Here is an 18,664-nt window from a genome sequence, read left to right on the forward strand (position 1 = left end):
GTCCTACCGCCTAATCGTTGGGCGCTGGCGGGAACGCGAAGCGAGCAGCCAGGACTGGACGTCCTCCAGGGGCTTGCCGTCGTCACTGATGTGGTGCCTGGTCCATTCGCCCTGGCTGTCCAGGTGCCAGCTGGACGTTTCCGGGTCCATGTAGCGGCGGAGCATGTCCAGCACATAGGACGTGTCGTCGCCGCTGGTCAGCTGGACCAGTGCTTCCACCCGCCGGTCAAGGTTGCGGTGCATCATGTCTGCGGAGCCGATATAGACCACGGGGTCCCCGCCGTTGGCAAAGGCAAACACGCGCGAGTGCTCCAGGAAACGTCCCAGCACGGAACGCACCGTGATGTTTTCGCTGAGCCCGGGGATGCCGGGGCGCAGCGAACAGATGCCGCGGACGATCACATCCACGTTTACGCCGGCCTGCGAGGCACGGTAGAGCGAGTCGATGATTGCCTCGTCCACCATGGAGTTGACCTTGATCTGCACCCTGGCCGAAATGCCTGCCTTGGCGTTGCGGATTTCCTTCTCGATGCGGTCAATGAGCCCGGAACGCACTGAGCGGGGCGCCACCAGAAGCCTCTTGAAAGTGGATTTCGGAGCGTAGCCGGAGAGCTGGTTGAAGAGCCTGGAAAGGTCCTCACCCACCTGCTCGTTGGCTGTCAGCAGCCCGAGGTCCTCGTAGTAGCGGGCCGTGCGCGGGTGGTAGTTGCCGGTGCCGATGTGGCAGTAGCGCCGCAGCCCGTCAACTTCCTGGCGGACCACGAGGGAGAGCTTGCAGTGGGTCTTCAGGCCCACGATGCCGTACACAACATGCACACCGGCCTGTTCCAGTTTCCTTGCCCAGGAGATGTTGGCCTGTTCATCGAACCGGGCCTTGATTTCCACCAGGGCGAGCACCTGCTTGCCTGCCTCCGCCGCGTCAATGAGGGCATCGACGATGGGGGAGTCCCCCGAAGTGCGGTACAGAGTCTGCTTGATGGCCTGTACTTTCGGATCCGCCGCGGCCTGTTCCAGGAAGGCCTGGACGGAGGTGGAGAACGAATCGTACGGGTGGTGCAGCAGGATGTCCCGCCGGCGCATGGCCGCGAACACGTTGGCTGCCTTCGACGTCTCCGATTCGTTCAGGTACCGCGAGGTGTGCGGGACGTGCTTGGGGTAGTGCAGGTCCGCGCGGTCGATCGCCGCAATGACGGACAGGCCGCGAAGGTCCAAGGGTGCGGGTACGGAGTAGACCTCGGACTCCTCGACGCCCAGTTCGCGGATCAGGAGCGCGCGGATGTTCGGGTTGATGTCGTTGGTGACTTCGAGCCGCACCGGCGGGCCGAACCGGCGGCGCAGCAGTTCCTTTTCGAGCGCCTGCAGCAGGTTCTCGGCGTCGTCCTCTTCCACCTCAACGTCCTCGTTGCGGGTGACGCGGAACGTGTGGTGCTCCAGGACCTCCATGCCGGCGAAGAGCTGGTCCAGGTGGACGGCGATGACTTCTTCCAGGGCGATGAACCGGGCCACCCGGCCGGGGACCGATCCGGCGCGCGGGCCGTCGATTGATATGAGGCGGGGCAGCTGGTCCGGAACCTTGACGCGGGCGAACAGTTCCTTGTCGCTGACGGGGTTGCGGACCACCACGGCCAGGTTGAGCGACAGCCCCGAAATGTAGGGGAACGGGTGGGCGGGATCCACAGCCAGAGGTGTCAGGATGGGGAAGACCTTTTCCGCGAACATCGCGCTGAGCTGGTCCTTGGCCTGGTCGTCAAGCTCATCCCAGTGCATGAGGTGGATGTGCTCATACGCCAGGGCCGGCCGGATCTGCTCGGCATAGACCCGGGCGTGGCGCTGCGCGAGGCGGTGGGCAGCTTCGCCGATCTGGTCCAGTACCTGCATGGGGCTCAGGCCTGCCGGCGACGGGACGGCCAGCCCGGTGGCGATCCGGCGCTTCAGCCCGGCTACGCGGACCATGAAGAATTCGTCCAGGTTGGAGGCAAAGATGGACAGGAAGCTGACACGCTCCAGCAGGTGGAGGGTGGGGTCCTCGGCAAGTTCCAGCACCCGGGCGTTGAAAGCCAGCCAGCTCAGTTCACGGTCCAGGAACCGGTCCGGGCTGATGTCTCCTTCGGGCTCAAGATTGGGCGCGAACTCGGGGATGTCGATCCGGTCCTGCGTGGCACGGGAAGCCGGGACCTCGGAGGACCCGAAGCGGGCGCGCACCGGAAGCACCTTGGCCTCAGACGTGGCGATTCCGGCTGATTCCGGTTGCATGGTCACTCCTTTTGCTGGCGCGGTTTACCTTCAACCTTACAAGCATTCGATTCAGGGGATACGCAGATTTCCTGAACCGCGGCGCATGCGACTGCCGATTGGATTAACCGCCGTTTTTGGGCCCGTACATCACGTCAGCATCCCACCGTGTGAAGCCGAGCCGGCGGTACAGCGAAACGGCCGGCGTATTGTCCGCATCCGTGTAGAGCATGACCGCGTGGAGGCCCTTGTCCTGCAGGTACTTGATGCCGGCCACAGTGAGGGCCTTGCCTAGTCCCATGCCCTGGGCTTCGGGGGTCACTCCCACCACATAAACCTCACCGATAGCGGGATGGCCGCCGTGGCCAGGGTGCACCTTGGTCCAGTGGAAGCCGAGGATCCGCCCGGACGGGTCTACGGCGAGGAGGAAGCCGGCGGCATCGAACCAGTCCTCGGCCATCCGGGCGGCCAGATCCTGCCGCGTCATGTTGCCTTGCTCCGGATGGTGGCTGAAGGCCGCCTTGTTGGCTGCCAGCCAGGCCTCCTCGTCCTGCCCGGGGACGAAAGCCCGCAGGCTCACGTTGTCCGGAAGGGCGGCGTCGGGCAACTCAGCGTCAGACGCTGTGAGCCGCATCTTCCACAACTCGCGGATGGGGGCGTAACCGTACTTGGCCGCAAGGTCCGCTGCGGCTTCATGGTTTCCGTGGGACCACGCCTTGAGCCCGTCGAAACCCCGTGATGCCTTGAGCGTGGCCACCAGCCTGTCCGCCACGCCCTGGTTCCGGTAGCTCGGATGCACCGCCACCTCCAGTACACCCGTGCCGTCCGCTTCCTCCACCACCACCGCGAAGCCGGCAAGGTCCTGGGCGGTGGCGGGATCCGAATCTTCATCGGGCGCATAGAGCGCCAAGGTCAGGAGTGAGTGGCTTCCCGACTCGCCGGCGCGAAGGGTCACAAAGGTCTGTTCGGACAGGGGAGGGTTTCCGTCCGACTCCTCGGCCGCCGCGGCGAGGGCGGTGAAATCCCTGAGCAGTTCATCGTCCACTCCGCCTTTGATGACAAGCACGGGCCAGTTTTCGGGATGCGCAGGACTCATGGTCTACAGGCTATACGGCTCATCCGGCTGACGGCGGGATTCGGGTCGATTTGATGCGGCCGGATCCGGCACGTATAGTCATTACCTGTTCCGGCTTCCTGAAGCGGGAACTGAGGGGGATCCACCACTGGGGTGGCCTCGATACGTTCGACCCGTATGTCCTCCACTGCAGGCCTAGAAGCCAACGAAGAAGCCCCGGACCATTGGTCCGGGGCTTCTTCGTTTTCGTTGAATTTGCGGGAGCGGGCCACCCCGCGCGGGCTGCGGTGGGCTATGCCTCCGTCAGCTCCTCTTCGGGCTGCCGCACCAGCGTCAGGCGGTAGCCGACGTTGCGGACCGTGCTGATCAGGTTCTCGTGGTCGGCGCCAAGCTTGGCGCGCAGCCGGCGGACGTGGACGTCCACCGTGCGGGTGCCCCCGTAGTAGTCGTAGCCCCACACCTCAGTGAGCAGCTGCTGCCGGGTGAACACCCGGCCGGGGTGTTGCGCCAGGTACTTCAGGAGTTCGAACTCCTTGAACGTCAGGTTCAGGGGGGCACCGTTCACCCTGGCCGTATAGCTTGCTTCGTCGATAACGACGCCGGCGGCCCGGATTTCGGTGGGAAGATCCTCTTTCTCCGGCACGGCCCGCGCGACAGAGAGCCGGATCCGGGCTTCGACTTCGGCAGGACCCGCGGAGTCCAGCAGGATGTCATCCACGGCCCAGGCCGAGGAGACGGCTGCCATGCCGCCTTCGGTGAGGATCAGCATCAGTGGTGCGCTGAGCCCCGTGGCCTTGAGCAGCTGCGTGAGGGACCGCGCACCTACCAGGTCTTTGCGGGCATCCAGCAGGACGACGTCGCAGGGATCGGTTTCCAAGAGGGCGGTGGGCTCGGCCGGGAGGATATGGACGCGGTGGTTGAGCAATTCCAAGGCAGGCAAAATGTCCACCGATGAGCCGGTGCTGTTCGTCAGTAGCAGGATGTGCGACATTGTTCCTCCAAGGGGCTGTCCGCGCATCATTGGGCGTCTGAACCGGGCTTTCACCGGCCGGTACTGGCTGCCCGCGTCGGTCGTGGCCGGCCGGAAATCCCGCCGGGCCCGCATCCTCCGAAGGAAGCGTAGCTGAGCTTTGAGTATACCCAATTGCCCCTAAACAGACACTGATCAGTGCGGTTTCAGTTCACGTTTTGCGACATAAGCAGGTCACATAGGGCAGGATTGGACGCAGCGAAGAAGATGTCAGCAGAGAGTGAGCGCGGGTAAACAGTGAAGCCGTGGACCATCGGAACCATTGGGCTGGCCGGGCTTGCTGTCTTTATCGGCGGGGCTTACACCTCACCTGAAGTGCTGCTCGGTGTCGCCATACTCGTAGCCCTGGCCGTGGGAGTCGGCTGGCCGCACTTCCTGGACATCCCGGCCAAGAAGACGCTCGCGGCAATCATCGGACTGCCCGGAGCGGGATCGGCCGTGGCTGCCACCTACGTCCCGGCACCCGGCTTCCTCGACTGGACCCCGGCGTTTATCGCCGCGGGCGTGATGGCTGTCTTCCTGATGCAGCTGCTTCGGGGCACCGGCCAGGCGCAGCGGCTGGAATCCACGCTGGGTTCGAGCGCAGGTGTGCTGCTGTCCTGCCTTGGCGCAGGGTGGATTGCGGCGTCACGGTTCAACGGCGTCAAGGAGATGCTGCTCGTGGCCGGCGTTAGTGCCGCCTTTGCCCTGCTGGCCGGACTCATTCGCTGGCCGGACCGGATCGTAGCGCCGCTGGGCATTGTGCTGGCCGGACTCACTGCTCCGTTGGCAGGCCTGATCTTCTCAAACATCGCCGTAATACCAGCCGCCGTGGTGGGCGTTGCGGTGGGCGCAGTCCTCGTCAGCCTTCGCAGACTGGTTATACTCCGCGGGGACCGGATTAACTTTCCAGCCGCCCTCGGCATGGGCCTCGCACCCGTGGCCGCGGTGGGTTCACTCGCTTACTTCATAGACAAACTACTCATCTACTAACGCGTTAGGATGGCATCATGTCCGTACTTGCATTTGAGATTTTCTTCCTTGTCCTGCTTGGCATTGCCAGCCTTTCCATGGCTTGGTTCGCTGGTTTCGTGGTTTACCGCCTCTTCAAGGGCCAGAAGTAATACCAGTTCGGAGCTAGTTGTCTGCGGAGGTAGTTACTGTGCCGATTGAAATACCTACAGACCTCACACCCGAGCTCGTCCCGTTGTCCTGGCTCATTGGTGAGTGGGAGGGCAGCGGACGCTTGGGGGCCGGCGAGGAGGATTCCGAGCATTTCTCCCAGCACGTGTCCTTCACGCACAACGGCCTGCCGTACCTCCAGTACCGTGCCGAGAGTTGGCTAACCGACGATGAAGGCACAAAGCTGCGGCCGCTGACGGTGGAGACCGGCTTCTGGGCGTTGGAGCGGAAGCAGCGGGAGGAAGACGGCGGTCCGGGGCTGATCCCGGCCGACATCGTTCCGGTGCTGAAAAGCGCCGACGAAGTCGAAGCGTTGCGCAACAGCGACGGCGGCTTCGACATCTCAGTTTCCATCTCCCACCCCGGCGGAATCTCCGAGCTGTACTACGGCCAGATCAAAGGCCCCCAGATCCAGCTGAGCACCGACATGGTCATGCGTGGAAGCCACTCCAAGGAGTACACGGCGGCAACACGGATTTTTGGCCTGGTGGACGGAAAGCTGCTCTGGCGGTGGGATGTTGCCAGCGGCGCCGGCTCCGCCCCGGGCAGCGGACTGGAAGCGCACGCTTCGGCCATTCTGAGCAAGATTTCCTAGGCCGGCCGGACCCTGCAACCCTCCGGCCGGCAGGTCTCACTGATTTTTGTTGTCCGCAGCGAGCGCAGGGAGCAAGACCGTGAACAGCCAGCAGGACCCGGGTAGGCCGGATCAACGAAAAGCAAGCTACAGCGACCTCAAGGCCGTTTTCTTCAACGGCACCCTCAAGAAATCTCCGGAGACCAGCAATACGGAAGGCCTGATCGAGGTCAGCCGCCTGATCATGGAGAAGCAGGGCGTCGCCACCCGGGTGATCCGGACCGTGGACCACGACGTTGCCAGCGGAGTGTATCCCGATATGCGCGAGCACGGCTGGGCAACCGACGAGTGGCCCGAACTGTACCCCGCGGTCAGGGAAGCGGACATCGTGGTGGTTGCAGGCCCCATCTGGCTGGGCGACAATTCCTCCCAGACCAAGAAACTGATCGAACGCCTGTACGCGCACTCGGGGCAATTGAACGACAAAGGCCAGTGGGCCTTCTACCCCAAAGTGGGCGGCTGCCTCATTACCGGCAACGAGGACGGCATTAAGCACTGCTCGATGAACGTCCTGTACAGCCTCCAGCACATCGGCTTCACCATCCCTCCGCAGGCTGACGCCGGCTGGATCGGTCCGGTGGGGCCGGGTCCGAGCTACCTCGACGAAGGGTCAGGGGGGCCGGAGAGCGACTTCACCAACCGCAACACCACGTTCATGACGTGGAATCTGCTGCACCTGGCACGAATCCTGAAAGACGCCGGCGGGATCCCCGCCTACGGCAACCTGCCGGAGGAGTGGAAAGCCGGTACGCGGTTCGACTTCGAGAATCCGGAATACCGCTAGCCCCTAAGGACTTCTACTACATATGACTATCAAGAGCCCCCTGTTGTCGCGCCCGGGCGCCGTCGAGGCCGGCGGTGCGGACTCCGGCGTCGCGTCGCATTATGGTGAACCGCTGCGGGAGCAGCGCGCGCTGGCGGCCGGCACCGCCGTCGTCGACCTTTCCCATCGCGGCGTGGTCACCGTCTCCGGGCCCGACCGCCTGAGCTGGCTCAACACCCTGTCCTCCCAGCAGGTCACCAACCTCGCGCCGGGGGAGTCCAGCGAACTGCTGCTGCTCAGCGTCCAGGGCCGCATCGAGTTCGACGCGCGGGTAATTGACGACGGCGGGACCACCTGGCTGATTGTGGAGGCCGCCGAGGCGGCGCCGCTGGCGGAGTGGCTGAACCGGATGAAGTTCATGCTGCGGGTCGAGATTGCCGATGTTTCCGACGACTGGGCCGTTCTGGGGTCCACGCGGCGGGTTGAGGAGTGGTCCGGCCTGAAAGTGTGGGAAGACCCCTGGCCGCATGTGGGTGCCGGTGGCTACGCCTACTCTGTTGTCGCGGAGGAATCCCACCCGGGCATGGAGCGTCCCTGGTTTGAATACCTGGTTCCGGCCACGGAACTCGAAGCCACCGTGGGTGACCGGCCGCTTGCAGGAGTCTGGGCCGCCGAAGCGCTGCGCATCGCCGCCTGGCGTCCCCGTCTCGGCGCGGAAACCGACGACAAAACCATCCCGCATGAGCTTGACCTCCTGCGCACCGCAGTCCACCTGGCGAAAGGCTGCTACAAGGGCCAGGAGACGGTCGCCCGCGTGCACAACCTGGGCCATCCGCCGCGGCGGCTGGTCTTCCTCCAGTTGGATGGCTCGCAGCACACCCTCCCGGCCGTGGGCAGCGAAGTACGCCTGGGGGAGCGCAAAGTGGGAACGGTGACGTCCGTGGTGCAGCACTACGAAATGGGTCCCATCGCACTCGCAGTCATAAAGCGTTCCGTCTCTCCGGATGAAATACTGACGGTCGTAGACGGCGACGAACCCTACACGGCCGCGCAGGAAGTCATTGTGGCTCCCGACGCAGGACAAGTGGTGGGCCGCCAGACCGGATTCCTGAAGGGAACACACCGATGACTGACCACGATGGCACCCCGGGGGGCGGTACCGCCGGCCCCGACGACGAAACACTGGCACTGGCCCACGCCCTCTTTGACGCGGCACGCCAGGGCGACGCTGCGCTCCTGGGCAGCTACCTCGATGCAGGTGCGCCGGTCAACATGACCAACGCCGCCGGCGACTCCCTGCTGATGCTGGCGGCGTACCACGGCCACGCCCCGGCGGTGCAGTTGCTGCTGCGGCACGGCGCCGATGCCAACGCCATCAACGACCGGGGCCAGACGCCCCTCGCCGGCGCCGCCTTCAAGGGTTACACGGACGTCGCCGAGGCGCTCCTGGGAGCAGGCGCGGACCCGGATGCCGGCACGCCGTCCGCACGCGCTGCGGCGGAGATGTTTGCCAGGACGGACATCCAGGCCCTGCTCGGCTGACCCAGCCGGCAACCGGACGGAGGGAAGGCCCGCGGATCCTTGGATGCGCGGGCTTTCTTGCACCCTAATATTCCATGTGGAATAGTTGAAGCGGAATAATAGCAAATGTGCTGTCGAGATGCGGCCGTGGAGGAACAGGGGAGTAGCCGGAACCATGCCCCGATCCGCCCCGCTGACGCCGCTCGGCATCTCTGCCCTGTCGCTCCTGGTTGAAGAACCCATGCACCCATACGAGATGTACCAGCTCCTGATGGCCAGGCACGAAGACCGTCTGGTCAAGGTCCGCCCCGGAACGCTCTACCACGCCGTCGGCAGGCTCGAGGAGCGGGGCCTCGTGGAAACAGCCGGAACGGACCGGGAGGGCAACCGGCCGGAACGGACCACCTACCGGATCACGCCCGCCGGCCGGGAGGCCCTGACGGCCCGCCTGCAGGACATGCTCGCCGAGCCGGTCAACGAATACCCGTCGTTCCCGCTCGCCGTGGCAGAGGCCTACAACCTGCCCGCCCCAGTCGTCCTGGACCTCCTGGACCGGCGCCTGGTCCTGCTGCAGGAACAGCTGGACTTCCTGCAGTCAGCCGAGTCGGCCGTCCGGACGAAGGACGTGGCACGCAAGTACTGGATCGACCTGCAGTACCAACAGACCATGCTGCGGTCCGAGATGGGCTGGATATGCGGCCTGCAGGACCAGCTCCGCTCCGGGGACCTCCCCTGGTAGCGGACCACACCACAACACCTGAAGGATTCACATGGAAAACGTAGCTAGGCCGTGGCCGGCCCTATGGTCCCTGGTAATCGGCTTCTTTATGATCCTGATCGACACCACCATCGTCTCGGTCGCCAACCCCCGGATCATGGAGGGCCTGAACGCGGACATCAATTCCGTCATCTGGGTGACCAGCGCCTACCTGCTGGCCTACGCCGTGCCGCTGCTGATCACCGGCCGGCTGGGCGACCGGTTCGGGCCCAAGAGGCTCTACCTCACGGGCCTGGTGGTCTTCACCCTCGCTTCCCTGTGGTGCGGGCTGTCAGGTGACGTCCAGAGCCTCATCCTGGCCCGCGTGGTCCAGGGCTTTGGTGCCGCAATCATGACCCCCCAGACCATGGCGGTGATCACCCGGATCTTCCCGCCGGACCGGCGCGGCGCGGCCATGGGGATCTGGGGCGCCACGGCGGGTGTCGCCACCCTCGTGGGGCCGATCCTCGGCGGCGTCCTGGTGGACGGCCTCGGCTGGGAATGGATCTTCTTCATCAACGTGCCTGTGGGTCTCGTCGGCTTCATCCTTGCCCTGCGCTTCGTCCCCTCCCTCAGCACCCATCCGCACAAGTTCGACATCCCCGGCGTGCTGCTCAGCGCCGTCGGGCTCTTCCTTCTGGTGTTCGGCATCCAGGAAGGCGAGACATACAGCTGGGGCACCATCACCGGTCCCATCACCGTCTGGAGCCTGATCATCGCCGGCCTGGTGGTCCTGGTGGGCTTCGTGCTGTGGCAGCGGTTCAACAAGGGAGAGCCGCTTCTCCCGCTTTCACTGTTCAAGGACCGCAACTTCTCCCTGGCTAACATCGGTATCACCACGGTGGGCTTCACGGTGACGGCATTCAGCCTCCCGCTGATCTTCTACTACCAGGTGGTCCGTGGCCTGACGCCTACGCAGTCTGCGCTGATGATGGTCCCGATGGCGTTGATCTCGGGAGGGCTGGCGCCGGTTGTCGGACGCATCATTGACCGGGTCAACCCGAAATACATCACCGCGGCCGGCCTGGTCCTGATGTCGTTGGCTCTGTTCTGGAATTCGTCCCTCATGCACCCCGACACGCCCATCTGGCTGTTCCTCCTGCCCAGTGCCGTGCTGGGATTCGCGAACGCGGGCATCTGGGCCCCGCTGAGCTCCACAGCCACCCGCAACCTGCCGCCGCGCCAGGCCGGCGCCGGCTCGGGCGTCTACAACACCACCCGCCAGATCGGCGCGGTCCTGGGCAGCGCCGCCATTGCGGTCCTCATCCAGTCGCGGCTCGCGGCGGAGCTTCCGGCGGCACCTGACGGTTCCGGCAAGGCCAGTCCCATGGCCTTTGGCGGCACACTGCCGGAGGCACTGCATGAGGGGTTCTCAACGGCGATGGGCCAGTCCATCATGTTGCCGGCGGCCGTGATTCTGCTGGGCGCAGCCGTGGCGCTGTTCTTCGCCAAGCCCAAGCCGGTTCAGAACTGGGGTGGGGCTGGTGCCCCGGCGTCAGCGAAAGGCACAACGGCAACCCAAGCCGAATCAGCGCAGACCAAGTCCGCCTAAGCGTGTGCCGGGCTGATTCCGGTCAGCCCAGCAGCACGCTGGTGTGGATGCCGCCGGTCGAAAATCCGAGGCTGCGCGCGATGGCCAGTGCGCCCTTGTTGCTGACATCAGAGCGCCACTGCAGGGTGAGCCCCGCCGCGAGTGCCTCATGGGCAGCAATGGACGCAGCCAGCGAGCCCAGTCCCCGGCGCCGCCAGTCGGGATCCACGAGGACCCCCATCTGGGCCAGGATGCCCTCCCACTCGGCGTAGGCGCCACAGGCAACGGGGACCTTGCGGCCGTTGTCATCGCGCAGGATGGTGAACCGGTGTTCGAGATCGGACAATCCCACCTCGTTGACGTCGTCCGGCGGACACAGGCCTTCCAGTTCGATGGCTTCGGGATTTCCATGCGAGACGGTCAGCTCCTCGGCCGGCTGGCGCAGCGGGAGATCGTCGGCGAAGAAGAGGGCGGCCGCGCCCTGGCCGTGGCCGCCATGCTGCCGCGTGATGGTCAGGAGCGTCACGTGCTGGGCGAGTTCCTCGTCCGGTATACGCTCTGCTGCGTCGATTGCCCACTGGGGCCCCACGAGGGCCGACGCGCCGAACAACCGCACAAAGTCCACTGAACTCCGGGACTCGTCCGCCCGCGTGATCCGTGCGCCTGCTGCCAGCGGGCCTGCCCCGGAGACCGCCGCATCGGCGTCGAGCTTCCGGACCGCGGCAAAGGCTCCGTCATCGAGGCCCAAGTGGCGGGCCCATGCCAACTGGATGATATCTGCGGAACCGGGGTCGAGAGTCATGCCTCAACCCTACCCAGCGGTGTGAAGCGCGAACGGACATTTGCGGCCCTGTTGCTGGGGCCACAAGTGCCCGTTCGCGCTGTTTGCCTGCTGTGGCTGTTGGCCTAGCCGAAGAGGACGGCGGCCTCGTCGTAACGGTGCTGCGGAACGCGCTTGAGGTTGCCCAGCGCGGCGTCGAAGCCAACGTGGACGATGTCCGTGCCGTGCAGCGACACCATGGTTCCCCAGCGCTGGTCCACCACCGAGTCGATGGCGGCCATGCCCAGGCGCGTGGCCAGGACACGGTCGAATGCGGACGGGACGCCGCCGCGCTGGATGTGGCCCAGGACGGTGGCCCGGGTTTCAATGCCTGTGCGTGCCTCGAGTTCGGGCGCCAGCATTTCGGCGATGCCGCCCAGCCGCGGGCGTCCGAAGGTGTCCAGTCCGCGCTCGGAATGCGGCGTTTCCTGGCCTTCCGGAACGAAGCCCTCGGCCACAACCACCAAGGGCGCGCGGCCACGGGCGTGGGCTTCCTCCACCCACTCGGTGATCTGGTCCATGGAGGCCTTTTGCTCCGGAATGAGGATGGCGTGCGCGCCTGATGCCATGCCCGCGTGCAGGGCAATCCAGCCCACGTGGCGGCCCATGACTTCGGCGATCATGCAGCGGTGGTGCGATTCACCGGTGGTGCGGAGGCGGTCGATGGCCTCGGTGGCGATCTGGACGGCGGTGTCGAATCCGAAGGTGTAGTCCGTCGCGTCAAGGTCGTTGTCCACGGTCTTGGGAACTCCGACGATCTTCAGGCCGGCGTCAGTCAGCCGCTTGGCTGCGGCCAGCGTACCTTCGCCGCCAATGGCGATGATCGCGTCGATGCCGAGCCGGTCCATGTGGGCCTTGATGACCTCGGGGCCGCCGCCGTTTTCGAACGGGTTGGTCCGGGACGTACCGAGGATGGTCCCGCCCTGCTTGGCGATGCCGCGGACCATGGTGCGGGGAATGTCTATGACGTCGCCTTCGACGACGCCGCGCCAGCCGTCGAGGAATCCTACGAATTCGTGGCCGTGGATGGCGATCCCTTTGAGGACGGCGCCGCGGATAACGGCGTTCAGTCCGGGGCAGTCGCCACCGCTGGTGAGAATTCCAATTTTCATGTCTCGGCTCAAATCCTGGTGAGGGGGTGTACAGGCAGAGCGCCACGCTGAGCTCACCTAGATTGTAGTGGTGAGTGTGGGTTACGACACAAACCGGTTACAAAGGGCAGCTCATTCATGGCGAACGAAAGGGGCCCCGGCTCTGCAGAGCCGGGGCCCCTGGACCTCGTGGTCAGGATCCGTTAATTGACCGTTTATCCAGGAACGACTGCAGGATGATGGCGTTCCGCTGGTCCGGGAGGATGAGCCACGCTGCCACGTAGAACACGAAGGCCGGCCCGGGCAGGAGGCTGAGGAGCAGGAACGCGATCCGCACGAAGGCGACGTCCACGTTGAGCTTTGCGGCGATGCCTCCGCACACGCCGCCCAGCCACCGCTGCGGTCCGCGTTTCAGGCCGAGGCCCCTGACGATGCTGAAGAACTTATCCATGCCTCAAGACTTCCCTGTTGTGGATTCTTTGTCACGTCCGCGGGCTGAGAGGAGCCCCCCAACCACCAGCGCTGCGCCGGCGCCGATCATCAGGCCGATAAGCACGTACGTGCCGTTCAGCACCACGATGCCGAGCTGGCCGATGATGATCAACGCCGCCAGTGCCAGGACGATGAGGCCCCAGACCACTGTGCCCACCCGGGCCGGTGACTCACCACCGTGGCGTGATCCGGCGCTGTGTGACGCGTCCGCCGGTGAGGGCGCTGGTTGCGGCGCAGTGTCCGGTGCAGGTTCGTAGCTGCTCATGTCACTTTCCTTCCTGGATGGTGATGTTGCTCATGGTGCCGTCGATCTCGAGGATGAGCGCGGCGCCTGGCTTGTCGGTGTTGTAGCTACTCTGTTTGGACGTCATGCCGCCGTGGTTCTGCGAACCTTCATTGAGGTTGCCAAGGGTCATGTCAGCGCGGATTTCCACGGGCACTGTGTCCGGGATGATGACGGTCAGGTTGCTGGCAGTGACGTCCATCGGAATGACGACGGCGGTGCCCAGCGGAGGGGTGATGTTCAGCTTGGTCAGGTCGGCTGTTCCGCTGCCGCCGGTGATGTCGAATCCTCCGCGTGCCTGTTCGATACTGGCCGGGTTCCAGTTGGCGTCCTGGAAACGGAAACGGTCTCCGTGGGGCACAACGTTGAAAATCCCGCCAATAATGAGGGCCACGACGGCAAAGAATCCAAGGATTCCAGAGGTCCGGCCCCTGAGTCCCGCGACCAAAATGCCGAGGCCCAGGACGGCCGCGCCGCTGGCCCAGACCACGGCGTTGGTGGCGTCGCCGAGATTGATGAGGTTGAGGGCCTCGAGGGCCTTGATGCCGCCGCCCACCAGGAGCGCGAGGCCTGCCGTCACTGCGACGGCAGGGGCACCCGGGCCAAGGTTGGGCGCTTTGGGGGCAGGAACGGACGGGCTGCCATAGCCGCCGCCGTATCCGCCGCCGTATGGCGGGGTTGCGCCGTAGCCTCCCGAGCCGGGAGCGCCGCCGTCGTGCGGACCGGTGGCGGAAGTGCCACCAATGTAGGGGCTGCCCCCATACGGACCGCCCGCGAAGGCGCCGGGCTCGTAGGGCGGCGCCCCGGCGGGGGATGAGGTCCCTGCTGGCGACTGTGCCGCAAAGGCGGTTCCGCCGGCAGCCGCGCCGGTTTCTGGCGGGGTGTTCATGATGGGCGCTCCCTTGGCGGCCTTATCGCGTTGCGACAGGTAGTAGATGAGGTAAATGGCGCCGGCTATCCAGAAGATCGTCCAGAAGAAGCCGCCGAATCCGTTCCGCTCCCAGCCCCAGAAGCCGCTGCCCAGGCTGGGAAAGCCGATCACCGTGGTGATGAGCGCCCCGGTCATGCCGGTGGACCAGCGCCCGGCGCCGGCTTCCTGAACATGGATGCGGCCGTCGGGTTCCGGAAGCAGGGCCCAGGCGATGCCGTAGAGCAGGACTCCGATGCCGGCGAAGATCGACAGGACAATGAAGACGCCGCGGACGATCAGCGGATCAACCCCTAGCCGGTGTGCGACGCCGCTGGCCACACCGCCGATCCAGCGGTCCCGTCCGCGCTGAATGTTGTGGCTCCGGACCCAGTTGAAGAAGTTCTGGGGCTGGGACTGAGGGTAAGAGGATTGACCAGCTGCCGGCTGGGAAGGGGGGAACTGGTCGCCGGGGAGCTGGTCGCCCTGAAAACCGGCGCCGGGAATGTGCGCGTTCGGATAGAGCGGCGGCGGACCTCCCGGGAAGCTGCCCTGTGTGGATCCCTGGTCTGCAGTGGCGCCCTGGTCTGCAGTGGCGCCGCCGGGGGAATCGTCGCCAGCTGACGCGGCGGAACCGGAATCGGAATCGGAACCGGAATCCGAATCGGGACGGTGGGATGGCAGGGGATCGTCACCTGGGTATGCATTGTGCGAGTTCATACTTCGATCCTGCCGTCCGCGGCGGCTGCGCTCTATTGGGGAACACCCTGAGCTACCCCTGACTGACCCCCGGTTCAGCCCGAAATCAGGCCTGCGGAACCCTGATCCGTGTTTGGATTGACACATGACAATGGCCTTTGCCCGCCCTCCGCTGGTCCGCAGCAGCGACCGCGTTATCGCAGGCGTCTGCGCGGGCCTGGCCGCCCACCTGGGCTGGCCGGTGCGGATGGTCCGGATCGGCATGGCGGTGGCCGCGCTCGCCGGCGGAGCAGGGCTGGCGTTTTATGCCTGGCTCTGGATCATGGTTCCCACCGCGGACGAGAACGCGAAACGGAACGCGCGCCGCCCGGCGTCGCCCATTGCGCCGGCCGTCAGTGCGCCGGGGCAGCTTCCCGTACCGCCGGCCTTTGTTTCCGGACCGATGCCTGCCGCAACTGACTTGACGGGCGCGTCGGCCTTCCCCGATGCGCCGGTTCACGGCGCGGTCCCCGGAACCGGCCAGGGGGCAACCGGTGGGACTGACGGTGCGGCGGCCGCCAGCGCCCCGTGGTTCCGCGTGCGGAGCATGCCGTACGGCAAGGAAGTCCTCCTGGGTGCCGGACTGCTGCTGGCGGGCGGAATCCTGATCGCACGCATGCTGGGCGTGGACGTTCCTCTCGGGACGCTGATCCCGGCCGCGGCGATCCTTGGCGGGGCTGCCATCGCCTGGATCCAGCTGGACGAAACCCGCCGGGCCGGATTGCTCGACAAGACCAAGGCCGACCAGGCAGGCGGTTGGGCCAGACTCGCTGCCGGTTTGGCCCTGGTTGTTGCCGGCGTACTGGTGATGGTGTCCGGCTCCGGTTCCTGGGAACAGACATGGCTGGCGCTCCTGGCCTCCGTGGCCGTCCTTGGAGGTGTGGCCCTGGTCCTTCTTCCGTGGGGCCTGAAATTCTGGCGGGACCTTGAAACGGAGCGCGCAGGCCGGGTCAGGGCAACGGAGCGGGCGGAGATTGCAGCCCACCTGCACGATTCCGTCCTGCAGACCCTCGCGCTGATCCAGCGCCGGGCGGGCAACGAGAACGACGTCGTGCGGCTGGCCCGCGCGCAGGAACGCGAGCTGCGGGGCTGGCTTTACCGTGATCCCGGCAAGGAGGCGGGGCAGTTGTCGGAGCGCATCAGGGCCGCCGCAGCGGAGGTGGAGGATTCCCTGGGCCATGCCGTGGACGTCGTCAGCGTGGGAGACACCGTCATGACGCCCAGGCACGAGGCCCTGGTGCAGGCAAGCCGCGAGGCCATGGTGAATGCGTCCCGCCACGGCGGCGGCGCGGTATCCGTGTATCTTGAGGTCTCCGACGGCGGCGCGGAAGTTTACGTGAAGGACCGCGGGCCGGGTTTTGACCCCCAGTCGGTTCCGGAGGACCGCATGGGGGTCCGGGAATCGATTATTGGTCGGATGAACCGTCACGGCGGCACCGCGGTCATCAGCAGCAGCCCGGACGGCACGGAGGTAAGGCTCAGGCTGCCGTCCGACGCCGCGGACAACGGAGAGGGAAAATCGTGAACAACGTCGTACCAGGGAGTGCCGAAGCGGGTGGCACGCCGGCGATCCGGGTGGTCATCGTGGACGATCACGCCATCTTCCGCTCTGGGCTCAAAGCCGACCTGGACGCCCGGGTCACCGTGGTTGGCGAGGCCGGAACGGTTGAACAGGCCATCGCCGTGATCGCGCAGACCCGGCCCGAGGTGGTCCTGCTGGACGTGCACCTGCCGGGCGGGCTGGGCGGCGGCGGCCGCGAGGTGATCGCCGGGTCGGCCGCGCTGCTGGGCACCACGAGGTTCCTCGCACTGAGCGTCTCGGACGCTGCTGAGGACGTTGTGTCGGTCATCCGTGCCGGCGCGCGCGGATATGTGACCAAGAGCATCTCCGGCACCGAAATCACCGACGCTGTCCTGCGCGTGGCCGGCGGGGATGCCGTCTTTTCGCCGCGGTTGGCGGGGTTTGTGCTGGATGCGTTCGGCACGGCGCCGGCAGACATCGCCGACGACGAACTGGACCGGCTCTCGGCCCGCGAGCTTGAGGTCATGCGCCTCATTGCCAGGGGCTACAGCTACAAGGAAGTGGCCAAGGAGCTGTTCATCTCCATCAAGACCGTGGAAACCCATGTCTCCGCCGTGTTGCGGAAACTTCAGCTTTCCAGCCGCCACGAACTGACCAAATGGGCGGCCGAACGCCGCCTCCTCTAGCCCAAAGAATGCTCTATCACTTAGGGTCCCTAAGCCGGCGGCAGAAGGACCCTAAGTGATAGAGCATCAGAGGTTCGGGGTGCCTACTTGGCTTTGCCGAGGAAACCCTGGAGCCTGGCCACCCCGGTGGCGAGGTCGTCGTCGCCAAGGGCATAGGAGAGCCGCAGGTAGCCCGAAGGGCCGAATGCTTCGCCAGGGACAACCGCAACCTCAACCTCATCGAGGATTAGCGCGGCGAGCTCGGCGGAAGTCTGCGGGCGGACGGTGCCGTTCGCCGTCTCGAATTCCTTGCCCAGCAGGCCGCGGACGTCCGCGTAGACGTAGAACGCGCCCTTCGGCGTCGGGCATTCCACGCCGTCGATGGCGTTCAGGCCGGCGACAATCGCCTTCCGGCGGCGGTCGAAAGCCACCTTCATCTCGTCCACCGCGGTGAGCGGGCCGGAGACGGCCGCGAGGGCAGCGATCTGCATGATGTTGGAGACGTTGGATGTGGCGTGGGACTGCAGGTTGGTGGCCGCCTTGATGACGTCCGCCGGACCGATCATCCAGCCCACCCGCCAGCCGGTCATCGCGTAGGTCTTGGCGACGCCGTTGAGGATAACCACCTTGTCGCCCAGTTCGGGAACTGCCGTGGCAATGGAGGTGAAGGGGACGCCGTCATAGGTCAGGTGTTCGTAGATTTCGTCGGTCACAACCCACAGCCCCTTGGAAGCTGCCCAGAGACCGATCTCGCGGACCTGTTCCGGCGAGTAGACCGAACCGGTGGGGTTGGACGGAGAGACGAACAGCAGGATCTTGGTGCGCTCGGTCAGGGCCGCTTCCAGCTGCTCCACGGTGACCAGGTAGTCCTGTTCCGGGCCGGCGAAGACCTCAACGGGAACACCCCCGGCCAGCCGGATGGCTTCCGGGTAGGTAGTCCAGAACGGGGTGGGAACAATGATTTCGTCGCCCGGATCAACCAGCGTGGCGAACGTGTTGTAAACGGCCTGCTTGCCCCCGTTGGTGACCAGGACCTGTGACGCCTCGGCTTTGTAGCCGGAATCCCTGAACGTCTTGTCCGCAATGGCCTGCTTGAGTTCCGGCAGCCCTCCGGCGGGGGAGTAGCGGTGGTACTTCGGCTGGCTGGCGGCCTCAATGGCGGCCTGCACGATGTAGCCGGGGGTCGGGAAGTCGGGTTCCCCGGCGCCGAAGCCGATGACCGGCCGTCCGGCTGCCTTGAGTGCCTTGGCCTTGGCATCAACGGCCAGGGTGGCGGATTCGGCAATAGCGGAAATGCGTTGGGAAACGCGGGCGGCAGGCATGGCGGGGTCCATTCTTCGCTTGCAGCTCGATGGCTGGATGTGGGATTCGACGAGATCTACTCTATGCTGTTCAGCGGATCGTTCAGCGAGGCGGCCAGGAATGTGACCGTGTCCCGGTCG

At 65.6% G+C, this 18,664-nt stretch carries 18 protein-coding genes; 9 read left to right on the plus strand and 9 right to left on the minus strand.

Going from position 1 to position 18,664, the window contains the following annotated elements; genetic code table 11:
- Positions 1 to 3: 3 nt before the first annotated feature.
- The 3 genes from ACFVWT_RS02330 to ACFVWT_RS02340 form a co-directional block, all read right to left on the minus strand.
- The gene (locus ACFVWT_RS02330) at positions 4 to 2,253 is read right to left on the minus strand and encodes an RNA degradosome polyphosphate kinase (RefSeq protein ID WP_390244890.1); all 2,250 of its coding nucleotides are present in this window, start codon (positions 2,251 to 2,253) and stop codon (positions 4 to 6) included.
- Between the two features lie 103 nt (positions 2,254 to 2,356).
- Positions 2,357 to 3,328 (minus strand): mycothiol synthase, encoded by a 972-nt coding sequence (mshD, locus tag ACFVWT_RS02335; RefSeq protein ID WP_390244892.1) that lies wholly within the window; start codon positions 3,326 to 3,328, stop codon positions 2,357 to 2,359.
- Positions 3,329 to 3,599: 271 nt separating this feature from the next.
- A complete protein-coding gene (locus ACFVWT_RS02340) occupies positions 3,600 to 4,298 on the minus strand; it encodes a response regulator transcription factor (RefSeq protein ID WP_011692843.1) in 699 nt (232 codons plus the stop codon).
- A 276-nt stretch (positions 4,299 to 4,574) separates the two neighbouring features.
- Between ACFVWT_RS02340 and ACFVWT_RS02345 the strand changes: the two genes are divergently transcribed.
- From ACFVWT_RS02345 to ACFVWT_RS02375, 7 genes are all read left to right on the plus strand, one after another.
- Positions 4,575 to 5,309: a permease gene (locus tag ACFVWT_RS02345; RefSeq protein ID WP_390244894.1), complete on the plus strand. Its 735-nt coding sequence runs from the start codon at positions 4,575 to 4,577 to the stop codon at positions 5,307 to 5,309.
- A gap of 169 nt (positions 5,310 to 5,478) precedes the next feature.
- Positions 5,479 to 6,093: an FABP family protein gene (locus ACFVWT_RS02350; protein WP_390244896.1), complete on the plus strand. Its 615-nt coding sequence runs from the start codon at positions 5,479 to 5,481 to the stop codon at positions 6,091 to 6,093.
- 79 nt (positions 6,094 to 6,172) lie between these two features.
- Positions 6,173 to 6,916, plus strand: coding sequence for a flavodoxin family protein (locus tag ACFVWT_RS02355; RefSeq protein ID WP_390244898.1), 744 nt, complete (start codon positions 6,173 to 6,175; stop codon positions 6,914 to 6,916).
- 22 nt (positions 6,917 to 6,938) lie between these two features.
- On the plus strand, positions 6,939 to 8,024 hold the full coding sequence (locus ACFVWT_RS02360; RefSeq protein WP_390244900.1) for a YgfZ/GcvT domain-containing protein: 1,086 nt from the start codon (positions 6,939 to 6,941) through the stop codon (positions 8,022 to 8,024).
- The gene (locus ACFVWT_RS02365; RefSeq protein ID WP_390244902.1) at positions 8,021 to 8,437 is read left to right on the plus strand and encodes an ankyrin repeat domain-containing protein; all 417 of its coding nucleotides are present in this window, start codon (positions 8,021 to 8,023) and stop codon (positions 8,435 to 8,437) included. The genes ACFVWT_RS02360 and ACFVWT_RS02365 overlap by 4 nt, the downstream gene beginning before the upstream one ends.
- 154 nt (positions 8,438 to 8,591) lie before the next feature.
- The gene (locus ACFVWT_RS02370; protein WP_390244904.1) at positions 8,592 to 9,155 is read left to right on the plus strand and encodes a PadR family transcriptional regulator; all 564 of its coding nucleotides are present in this window, start codon (positions 8,592 to 8,594) and stop codon (positions 9,153 to 9,155) included.
- Positions 9,156 to 9,186: 31 nt separating this feature from the next.
- Positions 9,187 to 10,725: a DHA2 family efflux MFS transporter permease subunit gene (locus ACFVWT_RS02375; protein ID WP_390244906.1), complete on the plus strand. Its 1,539-nt coding sequence runs from the start codon at positions 9,187 to 9,189 to the stop codon at positions 10,723 to 10,725.
- 22 nt (positions 10,726 to 10,747) lie between these two features.
- Here ACFVWT_RS02375 and ACFVWT_RS02380 read toward each other — a convergent pair whose 3' ends face one another.
- The 5 genes from ACFVWT_RS02380 to ACFVWT_RS02400 form a co-directional block, all read right to left on the minus strand.
- On the minus strand, positions 10,748 to 11,506 hold the full coding sequence (locus tag ACFVWT_RS02380) for a GNAT family N-acetyltransferase (protein ID WP_390244908.1): 759 nt from the start codon (positions 11,504 to 11,506) through the stop codon (positions 10,748 to 10,750).
- A gap of 104 nt (positions 11,507 to 11,610) precedes the next feature.
- Entirely contained in the window at positions 11,611 to 12,636 is a 1,026-nt protein-coding gene (locus ACFVWT_RS02385; protein WP_390244910.1) for a 6-phosphofructokinase, read from the minus strand.
- A 172-nt stretch (positions 12,637 to 12,808) separates the two neighbouring features.
- Positions 12,809 to 13,066, minus strand: coding sequence for a PspC domain-containing protein (locus ACFVWT_RS02390; protein WP_209743076.1), 258 nt, complete (start codon positions 13,064 to 13,066; stop codon positions 12,809 to 12,811).
- 3 nt (positions 13,067 to 13,069) lie between these two features.
- Positions 13,070 to 13,372 carry a hypothetical protein gene (locus ACFVWT_RS02395; protein ID WP_390244912.1) on the minus strand — a complete coding sequence of 101 codons (303 nt, stop codon included), beginning with the start codon at positions 13,370 to 13,372 and terminating at the stop codon, positions 13,070 to 13,072.
- A 1-nt stretch (position 13,373) separates the two neighbouring features.
- Positions 13,374 to 15,017, minus strand: a complete 1,644-nt coding sequence (locus ACFVWT_RS02400) for a PspC domain-containing protein (protein ID WP_390244914.1) — start codon at positions 15,015 to 15,017, stop codon at positions 13,374 to 13,376.
- A gap of 124 nt (positions 15,018 to 15,141) precedes the next feature.
- On the opposite strand from ACFVWT_RS02400, the gene ACFVWT_RS02405 reads away from it, so the two are divergent.
- Both ACFVWT_RS02405 and ACFVWT_RS02410 read left to right on the plus strand, forming a co-directional pair.
- Positions 15,142 to 16,560, plus strand: a complete 1,419-nt coding sequence (locus ACFVWT_RS02405) for a PspC domain-containing protein (RefSeq protein WP_390244916.1) — start codon at positions 15,142 to 15,144, stop codon at positions 16,558 to 16,560.
- Entirely contained in the window at positions 16,557 to 17,243 is a 687-nt protein-coding gene (locus ACFVWT_RS02410; protein WP_390244918.1) for a LuxR C-terminal-related transcriptional regulator, read from the plus strand. The genes ACFVWT_RS02405 and ACFVWT_RS02410 overlap by 4 nt, the downstream gene beginning before the upstream one ends.
- Positions 17,244 to 17,326: 83 nt before the next feature.
- Here ACFVWT_RS02410 and ACFVWT_RS02415 read toward each other — a convergent pair whose 3' ends face one another.
- Positions 17,327 to 18,544 carry a pyridoxal phosphate-dependent aminotransferase gene (locus ACFVWT_RS02415; protein ID WP_390244920.1) on the minus strand — a complete coding sequence of 406 codons (1,218 nt, stop codon included), beginning with the start codon at positions 18,542 to 18,544 and terminating at the stop codon, positions 17,327 to 17,329.
- Positions 18,545 to 18,664: the final 120 nt, after the last annotated feature.

The organism is Arthrobacter sp. NPDC058288, assembly GCF_042880995.1.
GTDB lineage: Bacteria > Actinomycetota > Actinomycetes > Actinomycetales > Micrococcaceae > Arthrobacter.

What these genes read in the sequence shown, in the direction of transcription:
- ACFVWT_RS02330 (WP_390244890.1), bottom strand. Translation starts at nt 2,253, where the DNA reads ATGCAACCGGAATCAGCCGGAATCGCCACGTCTGAGGCCAAGGTGCTT.
- mshD (WP_390244892.1), bottom strand. Translation starts at nt 3,328, where the DNA reads ATGAGTCCTGCGCATCCCGAAAACTGGCCCGTGCTTGTCATCAAAGGC.
- ACFVWT_RS02340 (WP_011692843.1), bottom strand. Translation starts at nt 4,298, where the DNA reads ATGTCGCACATCCTGCTACTGACGAACAGCACCGGCTCATCGGTGGAC.
- ACFVWT_RS02360 (WP_390244900.1), top strand. Translation starts at nt 6,939, where the DNA reads ATGACTATCAAGAGCCCCCTGTTGTCGCGCCCGGGCGCCGTCGAGGCC.
- ACFVWT_RS02365 (WP_390244902.1), top strand. Translation starts at nt 8,021, where the DNA reads ATGACTGACCACGATGGCACCCCGGGGGGCGGTACCGCCGGCCCCGAC.
- ACFVWT_RS02370 (WP_390244904.1), top strand. Translation starts at nt 8,592, where the DNA reads ATGCCCCGATCCGCCCCGCTGACGCCGCTCGGCATCTCTGCCCTGTCG.
- ACFVWT_RS02375 (WP_390244906.1), top strand. Translation starts at nt 9,187, where the DNA reads ATGGAAAACGTAGCTAGGCCGTGGCCGGCCCTATGGTCCCTGGTAATC.
- ACFVWT_RS02380 (WP_390244908.1), bottom strand. Translation starts at nt 11,506, where the DNA reads ATGACTCTCGACCCCGGTTCCGCAGATATCATCCAGTTGGCATGGGCC.
- ACFVWT_RS02385 (WP_390244910.1), bottom strand. Translation starts at nt 12,636, where the DNA reads ATGAAAATTGGAATTCTCACCAGCGGTGGCGACTGCCCCGGACTGAAC.
- ACFVWT_RS02390 (WP_209743076.1), bottom strand. Translation starts at nt 13,066, where the DNA reads ATGGATAAGTTCTTCAGCATCGTCAGGGGCCTCGGCCTGAAACGCGGA.
- ACFVWT_RS02395 (WP_390244912.1), bottom strand. Translation starts at nt 13,372, where the DNA reads ATGAGCAGCTACGAACCTGCACCGGACACTGCGCCGCAACCAGCGCCC.
- ACFVWT_RS02400 (WP_390244914.1), bottom strand. Translation starts at nt 15,017, where the DNA reads ATGAACTCGCACAATGCATACCCAGGTGACGATCCCCTGCCATCCCAC.
- ACFVWT_RS02405 (WP_390244916.1), top strand. Translation starts at nt 15,142, where the DNA reads ATGACAATGGCCTTTGCCCGCCCTCCGCTGGTCCGCAGCAGCGACCGC.
- ACFVWT_RS02415 (WP_390244920.1), bottom strand. Translation starts at nt 18,544, where the DNA reads ATGCCTGCCGCCCGCGTTTCCCAACGCATTTCCGCTATTGCCGAATCC.